This is a genomic window from Polaribacter sp. Hel1_33_96, assembly GCF_002846595.1.
GTDB lineage: Bacteria > Bacteroidota > Bacteroidia > Flavobacteriales > Flavobacteriaceae > Polaribacter.
Genome location: NZ_PJMV01000001.1, coordinates 2,584,340 through 2,600,593, shown reverse-complemented (window position 1 = coordinate 2,600,593; position 16,254 = coordinate 2,584,340). Strand labels below are relative to the sequence as shown.

General features: G+C 31.8%; 8 protein-coding genes. 6 read left to right on the top strand and 2 right to left on the bottom strand.

What is annotated here, in order from left to right; translation table 11 throughout:
• Window positions 1-22: 22 nt before the first annotated feature.
• Complete coding sequence (locus ATE90_RS11205) at window positions 23-1,219, top strand: Pycsar system effector family protein (RefSeq protein WP_036788687.1); 1,197 nt, start codon at window positions 23-25, stop codon at window positions 1,217-1,219.
• A 16-nt stretch (window positions 1,220-1,235) separates the two neighbouring features.
• Here the strand turns inward: ATE90_RS11205 and ATE90_RS11200 are convergent, their stop codons facing one another.
• Together ATE90_RS11200 and der are read right to left on the bottom strand one after the other, a co-directional pair.
• Window positions 1,236-3,623, bottom strand: a complete 2,388-nt coding sequence (locus ATE90_RS11200) for a hypothetical protein (protein WP_036788691.1) — start codon at window positions 3,621-3,623, stop codon at window positions 1,236-1,238.
• A 212-nt stretch (window positions 3,624-3,835) separates the two neighbouring features.
• Window positions 3,836-5,146 (bottom strand): ribosome biogenesis GTPase Der, encoded by a 1,311-nt coding sequence (gene der, locus ATE90_RS11195; protein ID WP_036788694.1) that lies wholly within the window; start codon window positions 5,144-5,146, stop codon window positions 3,836-3,838.
• Window positions 5,147-5,228: 82 nt separating this feature from the next.
• On the opposite strand from der, the gene ATE90_RS11190 reads away from it, so the two are divergent.
• The 5 genes from ATE90_RS11190 (at window position 5,229) to ATE90_RS11170 (ending at window position 16,210) form a co-directional block, all read left to right on the top strand.
• Window positions 5,229-5,753, top strand: coding sequence for a hypothetical protein (locus ATE90_RS11190; protein ID WP_036788697.1), 525 nt, complete (start codon window positions 5,229-5,231; stop codon window positions 5,751-5,753).
• Between the two features lie 254 nt (window positions 5,754-6,007).
• Window positions 6,008-6,478 carry a T9SS type A sorting domain-containing protein gene (locus tag ATE90_RS11185; protein WP_036788700.1) on the top strand — a complete coding sequence of 157 codons (471 nt, stop codon included), beginning with the start codon at window positions 6,008-6,010 and terminating at the stop codon, window positions 6,476-6,478.
• A gap of 2 nt (window positions 6,479-6,480) precedes the next feature.
• Window positions 6,481-7,401, top strand: coding sequence for a DUF1566 domain-containing protein (locus tag ATE90_RS11180; RefSeq protein WP_052107621.1), 921 nt, complete (start codon window positions 6,481-6,483; stop codon window positions 7,399-7,401).
• Window positions 7,402-7,437: 36 nt separating this feature from the next.
• Window positions 7,438-7,998 carry a response regulator transcription factor gene (locus ATE90_RS11175; protein ID WP_101451419.1) on the top strand — a complete coding sequence of 187 codons (561 nt, stop codon included), beginning with the start codon at window positions 7,438-7,440 and terminating at the stop codon, window positions 7,996-7,998.
• A gap of 1,774 nt (window positions 7,999-9,772) precedes the next feature.
• On the top strand, window positions 9,773-16,210 hold the full coding sequence (locus ATE90_RS11170; protein ID WP_101451418.1) for an Ig-like domain-containing protein: 6,438 nt from the start codon (window positions 9,773-9,775) through the stop codon (window positions 16,208-16,210).
• Window positions 16,211-16,254: the final 44 nt, after the last annotated feature.

Here is a 16,254-nt window from a genome sequence, read left to right as displayed (position 1 = left end):
TGTTGTTAAATATTTTTTTAAAATGGCAACATTATTAATTGATGCAGAAAAATACGTTAGTAATTTATTAAATAATAAGTTAGCAACAAACTATGTTTATCACAATTTGGTGCATACACAAGGGGTGGTAAAAAGTATTGAAAAATTTATTGAAAAATTAGCAATACCTGAAATTGATGCTGAAAATTTACAAGTTGCTGCTTGGTTTCATGATACAGGTTTTATAAAAGGAGCTGAAAACCATGAAGAAGAAAGTGTGAAAATTCTGACTTTATTTTTAACGAAAAAGAATGTTGAGGTAAAAAGAATTGAGACAATTTCTAATCTAATTTTGGCAACTAAAATAGGGCATGAGGCAACCAATGATTTAGAAAAAATAATTACAGATGCAGATTGTGCGCATTTAGGAAATAAAAGTTTTGAAGATAAAACAGCGTTGCTCAGAAAAGAATGGGAAGCTACAGAAAATAAAAAATATTCTGATGCTGAATGGGGTGCTGTCAATATTGATTTTTTAACCAAAGTACATAAGTATCGTACAGATTATGCTTTAAAAAATTGGAGCAAAGGAAAAGAAAAAAATTTAGCAAAATTGTTGAAAAATAAAAATAAGTTAACAGAAGATTTAAAGAAATATGAGCAAAAGAAAGAAGCATTAGATATCAAAAAAAATAAAAGCGATGTTCCAGAAAGAGGTGTGGAAACAATGTTCAGAGTGGCTTTAAAAAATCATATGACGTTAAGTAATATTGCAGATACAAAAGCTAATATTTTACTTTCTGTAAACGCAATTATTGTTTCTTTAGCATTGTCTAATTTATTACCGAAATTAGATAACCCTTCGAATGATTATTTGATCATACCAACACTTATATTTATCATTTTTACAGTGGCATCTATTATTTTGTCAATTTTGGCAACAAGACCAAATGTTACCCAGGGTAAGTTTACAAAAGAAGATGTGGCTAATAAAAAGGTAAACTTATTATTTTTTGGTAATTTTCATAAAATGAAGTTGCCTGATTTTGAATGGGGTATAACTGAAATGATGCAAGATCGAGATTATTTATATGGTTCCTTAACTAAAGATTTGTATTTTCTTGGTCTGGTTTTAGATAGAAAATATAAAATATTAAGACTCACTTACACTGTTTTTATGATTGGGATTATTGTTAGTGTTGGATCTTTTGCAATTTCTTTTTATTTGCAAGGGAGATAGCTTTTTTTTAGGCTTCTTAAGCTTTAATTTCTTTAATTAAATCATTAAAAGGGATAGTGCTTTTTGCATCAAAATCTTTTTGATAAATTACTTCAACTCTTAGCGCTTTTAAACCAGAAACACCCTGTAAATCTTCTAGTTCTAGAAACTCAATTTTACCTAATTGATTTTTAGATTGTAAAAAATTAATGTATTTAATGTATTCCAAAGCATCTTTATCTTGAGAATAAACAATGGCGAGTTTACCAGGCGTTGTTAAGCGTTCAGAAGTTCCTTTTAAATTAGCCTTATCAATTCTTTTCTTAATAATCTCATATCTAATGTTGTATGCGCCATCAACATCAAATTGTTTTTCATCCATTCTGAATTTTATAGCCATAGGGTTGCTGTGTACCAAGATAAGCGATGCCACTCTTAGTTCTTGCTCCATGTTTTCTATTTCATGGTAGGCTATATTTTCCATTTCACACATGGTTTGTAATTGCCATAAGCGTAAATTATATAAATAGATAAGATCAAAAGTATCTTCTTTTGTAATCGACTGGCCGATATACATATTAAACTCTACCCCATCGGTTTTATATCTTTCAAAATAATGTGGATACATTTTTTGGGCTTCTTTCTGTTTGTTGTCTATATATCTAGAAAGTTTGTCATTTAATTGATTTACACTTTTTTCGTATTCTTTCCTTTTTTCGTAAACAACACCTAATCCGACATCTAGACTATTTAAATAGATGTTAACTTTGTTTTTAAGTTCTTCGTTAATTTCTTTAATATGATTAAAAATGGGATAAATTTCACGCTTTAAGAAATCTAAAATATTTATTTCATCACCAGCATTTAGTCCCTTTTTTATATCATTTAAAAAGGTAGAAACCCTAAATTTTAATTCGTTGTAAATAGGTAAAGATTCTTTTTCACAAGCATATATTAAAACATTTATTGCCAACGTTAGTTGAGTCGTTAAATCTTCTTGAATGGCATTATTTCTAGCGTCTGAAGAGCCTTTAATATCGCTTTGGCCAAATAAAGGATATACATCTTCAAAAATAATTTCATCTAATTTAGCAATTGTGTTTGACTGCGACTCCACATAATACTTTTCTGCCGCTTCATAAAAACGCCATTTTACAGCACTATGAATTGATGTGTAATTTTCTTGTATAGTTGCCTCTAAAATATTTTGATGTTCTTCTGAAGTTCTTTTTACAGCCGCGGCAAAAACCGGGATAATATCTTTTAATTTATTTATGTTTACAGAGTTTAAATCGTAAGCCTTAGAGGATCCAATTTCTAAAAGTGCTAAACTTCCGCTTCCAAATGCATTAAAGGGTATTAAAATTATACACTTTAAACCTAACTTAGATAAATTCTGATAAAATTGATTTTTACCTACTTTTAGCCCATACTCCTCTAAATCCGAAATAATAAAAGTTTCATGTTTTACAAAAACTTTTTCAAGTACTCCATTACAAAAATAAGATTTTTCGCAATCAATTTTTTCAATACCATTAAGTGCTAAACTATTCGAAATTTGTAATATTTTTTCACATATTTTAGATTTAGAATTATTGAAAACAGAGTATCCTAAACGCAAATCTTTAAGGCTATAAAAATCTTTTAAATTGTTTTCAATGTTATTGATTAAGTTTTCGTCATCTTTTAATAAATTCGCTTTAATTGATGAAATCATTTCCTCTGCAGTAACATCAAATAAATGCATGATTCCAAAACCTTTAAAAATATAACTATTAGGTGGAAATTTCTCTTTCCAAAGAGCTATATTGTCAAAATTATTAAGCAATTCCTTAAAATCTTTTTCTGTTATTTTTGGGGCACTATCTGTAGGAATAACTTCAGAAAAATCTCCATTAAAGGCAGCTCTATAATATTTTACAGTACCTGTTGTTTTGTCAGGAATATCAAAATGGAAAGGTCTTTTGGTATCTATATTATAATTATATACATAGCCTAAAATAAAAGTACATGCCATCATGTACATGCTATCTTCTTCAAAATTTCGAACTGCCAATTCAAAATCATCACCAGCATTCAATAAAATATCTTCAAAACGTGTGGTAAATTTAAAAGAGGTAAATGAAAAAGGAACGGTAGCAGCTTTAATTTCATTTTTTAGCAATGATTCAGGAAATAGAGGGTCTAATAAAATATTTATTTGTGACTCATATTTTTTTAATAAAGAAGGGTCAGAAAATCCAGTAAGAAGTTCAGGGTATTTCTGGAGTTCTTTCGTTAAATCTGTTGCTGCCTTATGAAAGGGATGTGTATGATAAGCAGGATGTGCAAACTTTTCAAAAACATCAAAAACTTTTCTAAACGAGATGTTTAGTTGTATAGGCAACTCTACTTCCGAAAAGATACTTGATTCTGAGATTTTCATTTTAAGTTAATTTATTTAAATATAATGCTTTAATATTCATAAACTAAATTCCTGATTAGCTTAAAATAATCAAGAAAACGGCAAAAAAATTGGAGTTATTTCATTGTTTTTTGACGTTATCGTTATAGCTAATAGTTTAATTGTAAATATATAAAAATTAGGAAACGGACTTTATTTAATTCTAAAAATAAATTTTCAGTACTTAATAAGCTCTATTTTTGCCTAAAGTAGATGGTAATGGGCACTCCAGAAAAATCATAGATCTCTCTTAACTTATTCTCTAAAAAACGTTTGTATGGATCTCTAACATATTGCGGTAAGTTACAGAAAAATGCAAACTGAGGTGTTTTAGTTGGCAATTGCATACAATATTTAATTTTTACAAACTTTCCTTTTGTTGCAGGCGGTGGGTAGCTTTTAACAATGTCTAGCATTACATCATTTAGTTTGCTAGTTGCTATTTTCTTTTTTCTTTTTTCAAAAACTTCTACCGCAGTTTCTATTGCTTTAAATAAACGCTGTTTTGTTAATGCAGAAATAAATACAATAGGTACATCTGTAAAAGGCTCAATCTGTTTTCTAACCATGGCTTCAAAATCACGCATGGTATTGGTTTCTTTTTCAATTAAATCCCATTTATTTATTAAGATAATTACGCCCTTTCTATTTTTTTCTGCCAACCAAAAAATGTTTTGATCTTGACCTTCAAAACCACGAGTGGCATCGACAACTAAAATAATAACATCAGAATATTCAATAGAACGAACAGCTCGCATTACAGAATAAAACTCTAAATCTTCTTTTACACGAGATTTTTTACGGATTCCGGCAGTATCAACTAAATTAAAATCAAAACCAAATCTATTATATTTTGTATCTATAGAATCTCTTGTAGTTCCTGCAATATTGGTAACAATATTTCTTTCTTCACCAATTAAAGCGTTAATGAAAGATGATTTACCAGCATTAGGTCTTCCTACAACTGCAAATCTTGGTAATTCTTCTTTTTCTAAATCTATGGCTTCTGGTTCTGGCATTTTCTCTGCTAAAGCATCCAATAAATCACCAGTTCCGCTTCCATTAATAGAGGCTATTGTAAAATAGTCTCCCAAACCTAGATTGTAAAATTCTACAGCATCTGGCTCGCGCAATGCATTATCAACTTTATTCACTACCGTAAATATTGGCTTTTTTACCTTACGTAAAAGTTTGGCAACCTCAGCGTCCATGGGTGTAATACCATCTTCCACATTCACCACAAAAACAATTAAATCTGCTTCCTCAATAGCAAGGTTTACTTGCTTTCTAATTTCTTCTTCAAAAATATCATCAGAGCCAATGGCATAACCACCAGTATCAATTACAGAAAACTCTTTTCCATTCCAATCAGATTTCCCATAATGTCGGTCTCTTGTTACTCCGCTAACGGAGTCAACAATTGCTTCTCTACGCTGAACTAATCTGTTAAAAAGTGTTGACTTTCCTACATTTGGTCTTCCTACAATGGCAACAATGCTATTCATTTTGAGTGATAATTTTTTGCAAAGATACAATTTACTCTATGATAAATAATTGTAAATTTAGAGAGTTATAAAAAGGACCTTTATGAAGGATAAATCGAATATTTTAGTTGAAAAAAGAAACAGTGAGGTCTTTTTAAGGCCAAGGTTTACAATTGATTTAGACAAAAGCACTGGTCAAATACTTGAAAATTTTTCAAAGGAATTAAAAAAGGAGGACTGTCAATTTTTAGGAAATATTTTTGATGGACACGTTTTTATAAGTGTTTCTAAAAAAGAGGAACATTTTTGGTCTCCGCAACTACATTTAGAAATTTTAGAAAAAACAGCACAAAAATCTGTTTTAAAAGGATTGTTTGGACCTAAGCCTCAAGTTTGGACGCTTTTTATGTTTGTGCACTTTGTTACAGGTATTTCTTTTCTAGGTTTTGTGGTCATGCTCTTTGCAAGAATATCTTTAAATGAACCTGTCTTTTTTCCAGTTATCATGATGGTTTTTTTATCACTAATATGGCTTGTTTTGTATCTCTTGGGTAAAATAGGAAAAGATACCGGTAAAAAGCAAATGAGCGATCTGCATGATTTTATGATAAAAGTAATTGGAGATTAAAAAAAATTTATGTGAGATTTTACTGAAGATTGTGATAGTATCATGTATCATATTTTTTTTTCTAAATAAAATATTTTTTCATCTAAAAGTCAGGTTTTTAGGTGCTTTAAAATATAATTTTAAAAAATTCATCTTTGAAATATTTTAATTAGTCTTTTATTTTTCTTAATATTGGAAAAATAAATATCTTAAAATCAGCTTTGTAAGCTTATCATTTTTTAATTTATTTTTTTTTAATAAAAAAAAAATTATTTATGAAAGCTACTCTCCTTGCAGCAATTTGCATTTTAATGTCATGTTTATTCTATGGTCAAGAAGTTATTCCTGTATCAGGCGGTAATGCAATGGGGGCCGGATCTGTAAGTTATACAGTGGGTCAGTTAATGGTAGCTACAAATACTGCAAACAATGGTTCAGTGGCACAGGGTATACAGCAGAGTATAGAGTTGTTTACGCTAGTAAATCCAACATTAAAAACCCTTACCCTAAAAGCGGTTATGTTTCCTAATCCTACAAAAGACAAGATTATATTATCACTTACAGACAATACTTTAACAGCATTGTCTTATAAAATATATGATGTTGGTGGTAGAGTAGTTAAAAAAGGAAAAGTAAATCAAGAAAACACCTCCATTGCTATGAAATATGTAGCTTCTGGAGTGTATATCTTAAAAGTTGCTCAAAATAACAAACAATTAAAAGTCTTTAAAATAATAAAAAATTAAGCATGAAAAAGATATTTATAATTTTAGCGTTGGTGATAACCACTGTTTCTTTAGCGCAAACTCCAGAGAAAATGAGTTATCAAGCCATAGTAAGAGATGCTGATGGTAATTTGTTAAGTAATACATCGGTTGGAATGCAAATAAGCATTTTGCGAAGTACAGCTGAGGGTTTGGCAGTATATGTAGAAACACATTCGCCAACGACCAATATAAATGGACTAATTACAATAAAGATAGGAAGTGGTTCTAAAGCTACTGGTATTTTTTCTGAAATAGATTGGAGTTCAGATACGTATTTTATAAAAACAGAAACAGATCTTTTAGGAGGAAGCAGTTATACAATTTCAGGAACCAGTCAATTATTAAGTGTTCCATATGCATTACATGCAAAAAAGGCGGATAATGTTCCCAGTTATAAAATAGGGGATTTTGCACATGGAGGTATTGTTTTTTGGGTAGATGAAACAGGGCAGCATGGTTTGGTTTGTGCGAACGAAAATCAAAGCAATGAAACAAAATGGTTTGCGGGTACATTTGGCAATACACAGGCAAAAGGAAATGGTATTTATGCTGGTAAGACAAATACTAGCATTATAATTTCCTCTCATGTAATTATTGGTGATGATAATGACATGTATGCAGCAAGATTATGCAATGAATTAGAAGTGATAGCAAACAATGTTTCATATGGCGATTGGTATTTGCCAAGTATTTTCGAGTTAAAATTAATTAACCTTAATATCGTAACCATCAACACTGCAATAGCAGCAATTGGAGGAGATTCCTTTTTAGGGGATAGTTTTTATTGGAGTTCTGTAGAAGAAACAGAAAGCAATGCAGGGATCGTTAATATTAATAATGGTCAAAGTTCTGCTGTGTTAAAAGGGAGTTTAAATTCTGTACGTGCCATCAGATCATTTTAAAAAGAACACTAATCGTAAAACTATTTCTCAATATAAATGACTGAAATTAAAACAGTTTTAATAGACTCTGATCAACCATCTTTAATTAGGCTTCAAGAGCTGTTAGCAAAATTTAATGGTATAGAAATTCTAGGGACTTTTGAAAACTCAAATGAAGGCCTAGACTTTATACTAGAAAACGAACCTGATATAGTCTTTATTCAAATAGAAATGCCAAATCTGTCTGGGTTAGATGTGGCAGACGAAATTAGTAAGCGAGAAACAGATATAAAAATAATATTGGTTTCAAATCATTCTCATTATGCTATCAAAGCATTAAGGATATCTGTTTTTGACTATTTAGTTGAACCGATTGATATAGATGAATTAAAAATTAGTTTGCATCGATTTAAAACTAAGTATATGATAAACTTAAACAGTAGAGAGCTGCAAATTATTAGAGAAATGTCTAATGGACTAAGCAGTCAAAATATTGGTGAAAAATTATTTATTAGCCGGCATACAGTAGATACTTACAGAAGAATCATTTTAGAAAAATCTGCTTGCCAGAATACCGCACAGTTAATTAAGTTTGCTTTAAAAAGTGGTTTAATTTAACTTTTATATCCTTAAAGGGTGCTTTTTGCGTTCAAGCACTTATTGATGAGGTTTAACTTAACTATTAATGTGTTTTTTGTGGGTAAGTACTTATTAGTGAGGTCCAAATTTCTTATTATTGGTAATTTCTGAGTACTTTTTTGCGTTTAAGACCTCATTAATGAGGTCTAACTTCATTGTTAATGAGTAGTTAGTTAGTTTTTATCTTCATATTTTTAATCATCTGATTATCAGTATTTTTTAGATGGATTAAAAGCCGAATTTATGAAATCAAAAATTATTCAGATTTTTTTTACCGCAATAGCTAAATCCTATTTATTAGGCGTGTTTTTTCTTGTATCTACATCTTTTCAATCTTTTAGTCAAGGATATGCTTTATATTTTAATAAATTGTTTAAATGAAAAGTGTTCTTGTAGTGCTTAAAATCTATTTTTTTTGAGTAAAAACATAAAAACCTATTATAAACATCATTAAGATCGGTAAAATAATTTTGTATGCAATGTTATAAAAAAAATGTTTTACTGTATTAAAACTACATAGGTAGAAGCCTTTTTTTGTCTAAAAATTATATAATTCAATTTTTAGGAATCAGTTTTAAAATAAGAAGGTGCTATTTAAATGTTGTAAACTAAATTTAAATAACTTTTGATGCTTATTAAAAAAGTAGTTCAGATAAAAAGCAGAAAATATTTTTAAACAAACATTGTTTTCTTCTTTATTTTTTAATCGAAGTAGTATTTCAGTTTACCAATCAAATTATCTGGTTGTATTTTTTAGTGTATCTCCCTGCCTTAATTTAATTCCCCTTTTTATGGTAAGAATTAAATTTATTTACAACATAAAAGAAGAAGAATTATACGTTTTTCTATTTTCAATTAAGTGCATAGAATACTTTTAAATTCTCATAATAAAGTTTTGAAAAAAAACGCATTTAAAGTACAAGTAATCATCTTATGGATGAAGTTAGCTAGTATATAGTAGTAGAACCATTAAAATAATAGCGCTAAGGAAAATTTTAATTACTGTATGTGCACAGAAAAAGAAATCTTAATTCAAAATGAGCATAGCACCTTTCGTTTATAAAAATTGTATTTAAAGAATATTGAGCTTTTTTATCAAATGGTAGATTATTTACCTTTCCCTATTTACATTAACCGCAGAGATACTTTAGAGCACTAGTTTATTAGCAATTCCTTTTATAATTATGGAGAAGAAATTAAGCAATTATCTGAAAAACGAATATCTTATTGAACCACTATATCAGTGCCTCTCTTATGGCAGACTGCAAAAGACAAAGAAGCAAAATTGAGTGAGGCTAACAATCACGATGCTATTTGTTCTTATCTGCAATGCCTTTCATTAAATAAAGAAATGACCAGTTTTTTCACCAACAAGTGTTTGCTCGATAATGAACTAACCATAACACTAATATTTTTCCTAGTAATCAAATGCTTTTACCAAACTTTTTGATAGTATTTTAACAGAATCCGAAAACAACTTACAGTTTTGGCAACGATTTTAAAGTTTAACCAAAACGTTTTAACCGATTTTTATCACTTTTCCACTTTTCATCTACTTTTAAGATGATGAATAGTACTATTTTATCGATTAATTACTCATTAATGGGGGTAAAGTGTCTCATTAATGAGTAGTGGTTTTGTCTTTATTTATTAGATATTTGTCGTTCTCTAGGGATTAATCCCTTTTAGAGAGCTTTAAAAAATAAAATTTATTTTAAAAAAAAGCGCAAATAGATATTAAAATTACCAAACTATGATTAAAAAAATAACCTTTTTAAGTGTTCTTTGTTTTTTTACGATTACCGCAACATTCAGTAATAATGACGTAGAAAAAGCAAATTCTTCAAACACAGAAAACAACCCAAATTTTACATTAGATGCAAACGGTGTTACTTGTAATTGTGATAACGCTGCCAATCTTGAGACAGGTGATTTAACCATTAATGGAGTTACAAAAACGTTTACCAAAAGAACAGAGGCTCAATTACGAGCTTTAATTGCTGCAGACCAGAATGACCCAGAAATAGGTTTAACCTGTACTAGTGGTATTACAAATATGAGTCTTTTATTTATTAATAAAATTACTTTTAATGAAGATATCAGTTCTTGGGATGTGTCTAGTGTAACTAATATGCGGGGCGTGTTCTATGAATCATTAGAATTTAACCAACCGATTGGAAATTGGGACGTTTCTAGTGTAACTGACATGTATTTAATATTCTATAAGGCAGTAAAATTTAACCAACCGATTGGAAATTGGGATGTGTCTAAAGTAACTAAAATGGATGGTGCGTTCTACAGGGCAAGTAACTTTAACCAACCGATTGGAGATTGGGACGTTTCTAGTGTAACTTCCATGTATCTTATGTTCAGAGAGGCAGCAGCATTTAACCAAGATATTGGAAATTGGGATGTGTCTAAAGTAACTAATATGGGTTATATGTTCGAAAATGCAGCAGCATTTAACCAAGACTTAACAGGTTGGTGTGTTACAAACGTAAACACAATAAATCTTTATAATTTTTCATTTGGAGCTACCAATTTCGTTTCAACTAACCTCCCTGTTTGGGGTACTTGTCCTAACACCACCCCAACAGACATAACATTAAGCGCAAGTGCAATAGATGAAAATGCAGCTACAGCAACTACCGTAGGGGCCTTTAGCACAACAGATGCAGACAGTGCAGATACACATACCTACAGCTTAGTTGCAGGTTCAGGAGATACCAATAATGGGAGCTTTACCATTACTGGGGCAGACCTTAAAACCAATGCGGCTATAGATTATGAAATCAACCCAACTTTAAGCATACGTGTACAAACCAATGATGGTACAGATACTTTTGAAAAAGTAATCACCATAACCGTTAATGATTTAGATGAAATAGCACCAGTAATCGCTTTAAATACACCAACGATACAAACAATAGAAGTAGGTGCAGCTTATAGTGAGTTAGGAGCAACAGCAACAGATAATGTAGATGCTGGTAATACTTTAATAGTAATACCAACAGTAAATAATGAGAATACAGCAGTTGTTGGTAGTTTTACTGTAGATTATAATGTTTCAGATGCAGCAGGAAATGCAGCAACAGAGGTAACAAGAACCGTAAATGTAGTAGATACAACTGCGCCAACCGTTGTAACCAAAGACATTACAGTTCAATTAGATGCAAATGGAAATGCGAGTATTACGGCAGGTGATATTGACAATGGGTCTTCAGACAACTCAGGCAATGTTACTCTCTCCCTTGGATCCTCTAGTTTACAAGCTGGTTTCAATAATACAGCCTTAGATAGCGGTTTTGAATTAGTGAATGGTGCCGATTGGGTTTCAGGTATTTCAGGTTCCGGTAATTTAAATGGAGCGTTTGTTGCGAAGAAGACCTCATCGGGTAGAAATTATTTAAGAACGGTCGCATCCGATTTTATCAATTCTGATTTTGAAGTCATCTTCACTTATGATGATAGCAATGTTGCATACGGTGGCGACATTTTAACCTTCCTAGGCATAGGAGACCCTTCTGTTACTGAAGGATTATTTCCTGAACCTGACTTGGGTATTTATTTAAGAGATCATTCCAACCAAAACAATTCAGCCGATCATATAACGAGTAGACTTTCCGGTGTCGCCTCGTATACTTCAAACTCTTATATTCCTGAAGGAAAAAAAAGAGTCAAGATGGTTAAATCTGGTAATCAGATTACTTTCTTCATAGATTCAGGAAATGCAGGTACTTTTCCAATCAATGGGCAAGGTTTTGATTTGACTAGTGCTGGTTCTAATTTCTTAAATGATACAAATTCATACATCTTCTTTGGAAGTGGTTCAACAAATGTGCAACTGGATGAGATTTCTATTACATCTACAAGTCAACCAGGTGTATATGATTGTGCTAGTTTAGGGCAAAATGCTGTTAATTTGGTCGTTACCGATGTTAATGGCAATACTGCAACTGCAGCGGCTACTGTAACGGTAGAAGATAACATGGCTCCAACCATTGCATTATTAGGAGATGCTAGTGTAACACACGAGGCTTTAACGGCATACACAGACTTAGGTGCTACTACTGCAGACAACTGTTCTGCAACACTTACAGTTACTGATGATATAAATGTAAATACTATAGGTATTTACACTGTAACTTATACTGCAACAGACTCAAGTGGTAACGTAACTACAGCCACTAGAACTGTAAATGTTGTAGATACCACAAAGCCAGTAATTACCTTAATAGGAGATAACCCACAAATAGTAACTCTTAATACTGCATATGAAGAATTAGGAGCAACAGCTGCAGATAATTATAATGGAGATATAACAACAAGTATTGGAATAAATACTTTAGCGATAGATTTAGCAACTGTCAATTGTTATCCTGTAACCTATAATGTTTCAGATGCATCAGGAAATAATGCAGTACAATTAACAAGAATCGTATTTGTTTTAGAATATGGTAAACCATTAGCTAAAAGTGATACTAAAACAGTAGCTCAGGATAGTAAAGACAATCTTTTTACAATTATTGGAAATGATAGTTATGGATTAGATGGAGCGCATGCAGACCACCCAATCGCACTTTCAGGAACGTATACAGATAATGGAGGAAAGTTAGATTTAGTTGGAGATGAAGTAAAATATACACCACGAGCAGGCTTTTTTGGAGATGATAAATTTAGTTATACCATTACAGATGAAAACGGAGATGCATCAACAGCAGAAGTAACAATTACGGTAACTGAAGGTTCAGTAGCTAACAATCTTACAGCAGTAGCTGATGAAAAAACAGTTATAAGAGGTGGTACAACAACTATAGTTGTGCTATCAAATGATCTTTTAGGAACAGCAACAGCAGCAGATTTAGATGCGATAACAATTAGTAATAATATAAATGGCGCAGTAATTACAGTAAATTCTGACAATTCAATAGAATATGAATCAGTATCAACTTTTTCAGGATCAGAAGATACTTTTGAGTACACGATTAAAGAGACTGGCACTGATAATTTATCAACAGCTATAGTAAGAGTAATTATAGAAGATTCTGCGGTTACAGACAGTGTATTGTCAGCAAAAAATGATGAAGTAAGTGTAGCACAAAATAGTACAGATAATGAAATAGCTGTTTTATTAGACAACGGATTTGACATAGATAGCTTTGGATTAGATGGAGCAATAGATAATGGCTTAACATTTTTAGATGGAACGCTAACCGGCCTAAGTGAACAAGGAACAATCATTGTAGATACTAAAGGCACAACCACTCCATTAGATGATGTAATTGTTTACACACCAAATACAGGTTTTGTAGGAGTAGATCATTTTTATTATATGATTACAGATACAACAGGAGCTTCTTCCATAGCACAAGTAGCAATCACGGTAACAGAAATAGATACACCAACAGCGGCAGATGATGCTATAGAGATATTAGAAGGTAGTGTTGCAGCAGTAACTATTGATGTATTAGATAATGACAGTTTTGGATCGAATGGAGCAGCTTCACCAGATTCACTTGAAATAATTTCTTCTGGTACGGGAACAGCAGTAGTAGTAAATGGAACTTCAATAGAATATACACCTACCGGAACTCAAACAGGAACTGATACTTTTACATATAGTATTAAAGATGCTTTTGGTAAGACATCAGACGCAACAGTAACAGTAACATTCACTACGGTAATTGCAAGTGACGCGCCAAAAGCACAGGATGACGCAGTTATATTTGCACAAGATAGTTCAGAGAATATTATCAATATTTTAGATGATAATGGATCTGGAGCAGATAATTACGGATCAGGTGCTGAACATCCAAGCCATCCAATATCACTTGTAGCATTTTATTCAGAAGAGGGAGGGGCGTTAGAATTAGACGGAACAACTGTAAAATATACACCAAGAACAGGTTATTTTGGAGAAGATACTTTTGATTATTTGATTACAGACGAAAATGGAGTTTCTGACAGAGCTACTGTAACAATTACGGTAACTGAAGGTTCGGTAGCTAACAATCTTACAGCAGTAGCTGATGAAAAAACAGTTATAAGAGGTGGTACAACAACTATAGTTGTGCTATCAAATGATCTTTTAGGAACAGCAACAGCAGCAGATTTAGATGCGATAACAATTAGTAATAATATAAATGGCGCAGTAATTACAGTAAATTCTGACAATTCAATAGAATATGAATCAGTATCAACTTTTTCAGGATCAGAAGATACTTTTGAGTACACGATTAAAGAGACTGGCACTGATAATTTATCAACAGCTATAGTAAGAGTAATTATAGAAGATTCTGCGGTTACAGACAGTGTATTGTCAGCAAAACGTGATGAAGTAAGCGTAGCACAAAATAGTACAGATAATGAAATAGCTGTTTTATTAGACAACGGATTTGACATAGATAGCTTTGGATTAGATGGAGCAATAGATAATGGCTTAACATTTTTAGATGGAACGCTAACCGGCCTAAGTGAACAAGGAACAATCATTGTAGATACTAAAGGCACAACCACTCCATTAGATGATGTAATTGTTTACACACCAAATACAGGTTTTGTAGGAGTAGATCATTTTTATTATATGATTACAGATACAACAGGAGCTTCTTCTATAGCACAAGTAGCAATCACGGTAACAGAAATAGATGCACCAACAGCGGCAGATGATGCTATAGAGATATTAGAAGGTAGTGTTGCAGCAGTAACTATTGATGTATTAGATAATGACAGTTTTGGATCGAATGGAGCAGCTTTATCAAATTCACTTGAAATAATTCCTACTACTACGACAGCAGTAGTAGTAAATGGAACTTCAATAGAATATACACCTACAGGAACTCAAACAGGAACTGATACTTTTACATATCGTATTAAAGATGCTGATGGTGAGACATCAGACGCAACAGTAACAGTAACATTCACTACGGTAATTGCAAGTGACGCGCCAAAAGCACAGGATGACGCAGTTATATTTGCACAAGATAGTTCAGAGAATATTATCAATATTTTAGATGATAATGGATCTGGAGCAGATAATTACGGATCAGGCGCTGCACATCCAAGCCATCCAATATCACTTGTAGCATTTTATTCAGAAGAGGGAGGGTCGTTAGAATTAGACGGAACAACTGTAAAATATACACCAAGAACAGGTTATGTTGGAGAAGATACTTTTGATTATTTGATTACAGACGAAAATGGAGTTTCTGACAGAGCTACTGTAACAATTACGGTAACTGGTTCAGTAGCAAATGGTCTTACAGCAGTAGCTGATGAAGTAGCAGCTGTAGAAGGTGTTACAAGAACTATAAATGTATTAGCAAATGATGTTTTCGAAACAGGAACTTTAGAAGCGGTAGTGATTAGTAATGAATCTGGTGAAGTAACCATCACTGTAAATTCTGATAATACTTTAGAATATACATATACAGTTGCACCAGGAGCAACTTTTACAGGAACAACAGATACTTTTAACTACACTATTAAGGAGGCCGGTACTGCTAATGAATCAACAGCTACCGTAACGGTAACGATTCAAGCAGCAGATGCAGTAAATGGCGTACCAGAAGCAAAAGGGGATACATTTTCAGTAGTTCAAGGAATAATGAGTTCATTAGCTGTATTAGCTGATAATGGATCAGGAGTAGATAATTTTGGTTCAGATGGAGAAAATACAACAAACCCATTAAGGCTTTTTAATGGAACAACAGAAGGTAAAAGTGTTAAACAAATAGAAAGAGAAGCTCAGGGAAGCAGTGCATTTAACAATCTTGTAGTTAATTCAGGTAAGATTGAGTACACACCGGTAGCAGCTTTTATAGGAGAAGATAGTTTTTATTATAAGATTGTAGATGCAAGTGGAGACGAATCAATAGCACAAGTAACCATTAATGTTACTTCTTCAAAGTCTTCAGGGATTGTAACTACTGACGCAGTAATCAAAGACCTTCAAGTATATCCTAATCCGTCAAAAGGTGCTTTTAAAGTATTAGTTTATAGTGAAAAGGCAGAACAAGCTTCTGTACTATTATTTGATGTTACTGGTAAAGTGGTGTATAACAAGAAACAATTACTTTCTGCAGGGAACAATACAATGAACTTACATGTAAATGTGCAAACAGGTATTTTGTTTTTAAAGGTGTATACAGATAACACCAACTTTGGAACTAAAAAGATTTTATTTGAATAGGTTAATAATAGTTGTAAATAAAAAAAAGAGGAACTGAAAAGTTC

Excerpts from the sequence above, each read along its gene's own strand:
- ATE90_RS11205 (WP_036788687.1), top strand. The coding sequence starts at position 23 with ATGGCAACATTATTAATTGATGCAGAAAAATACGTTAGTAATTTATTA.
- ATE90_RS11200 (WP_036788691.1), bottom strand. The coding sequence starts at position 3,623 with ATGAAAATCTCAGAATCAAGTATCTTTTCGGAAGTAGAGTTGCCTATA.
- der (WP_036788694.1), bottom strand. The coding sequence starts at position 5,146 with ATGAATAGCATTGTTGCCATTGTAGGAAGACCAAATGTAGGAAAGTCA.
- ATE90_RS11190 (WP_036788697.1), top strand. The coding sequence starts at position 5,229 with ATGAAGGATAAATCGAATATTTTAGTTGAAAAAAGAAACAGTGAGGTC.
- ATE90_RS11185 (WP_036788700.1), top strand. The coding sequence starts at position 6,008 with ATGAAAGCTACTCTCCTTGCAGCAATTTGCATTTTAATGTCATGTTTA.
- ATE90_RS11180 (WP_052107621.1), top strand. The coding sequence starts at position 6,481 with ATGAAAAAGATATTTATAATTTTAGCGTTGGTGATAACCACTGTTTCT.
- ATE90_RS11175 (WP_101451419.1), top strand. The coding sequence starts at position 7,438 with ATGACTGAAATTAAAACAGTTTTAATAGACTCTGATCAACCATCTTTA.
- ATE90_RS11170 (WP_101451418.1), top strand. The coding sequence starts at position 9,773 with ATGATTAAAAAAATAACCTTTTTAAGTGTTCTTTGTTTTTTTACGATT.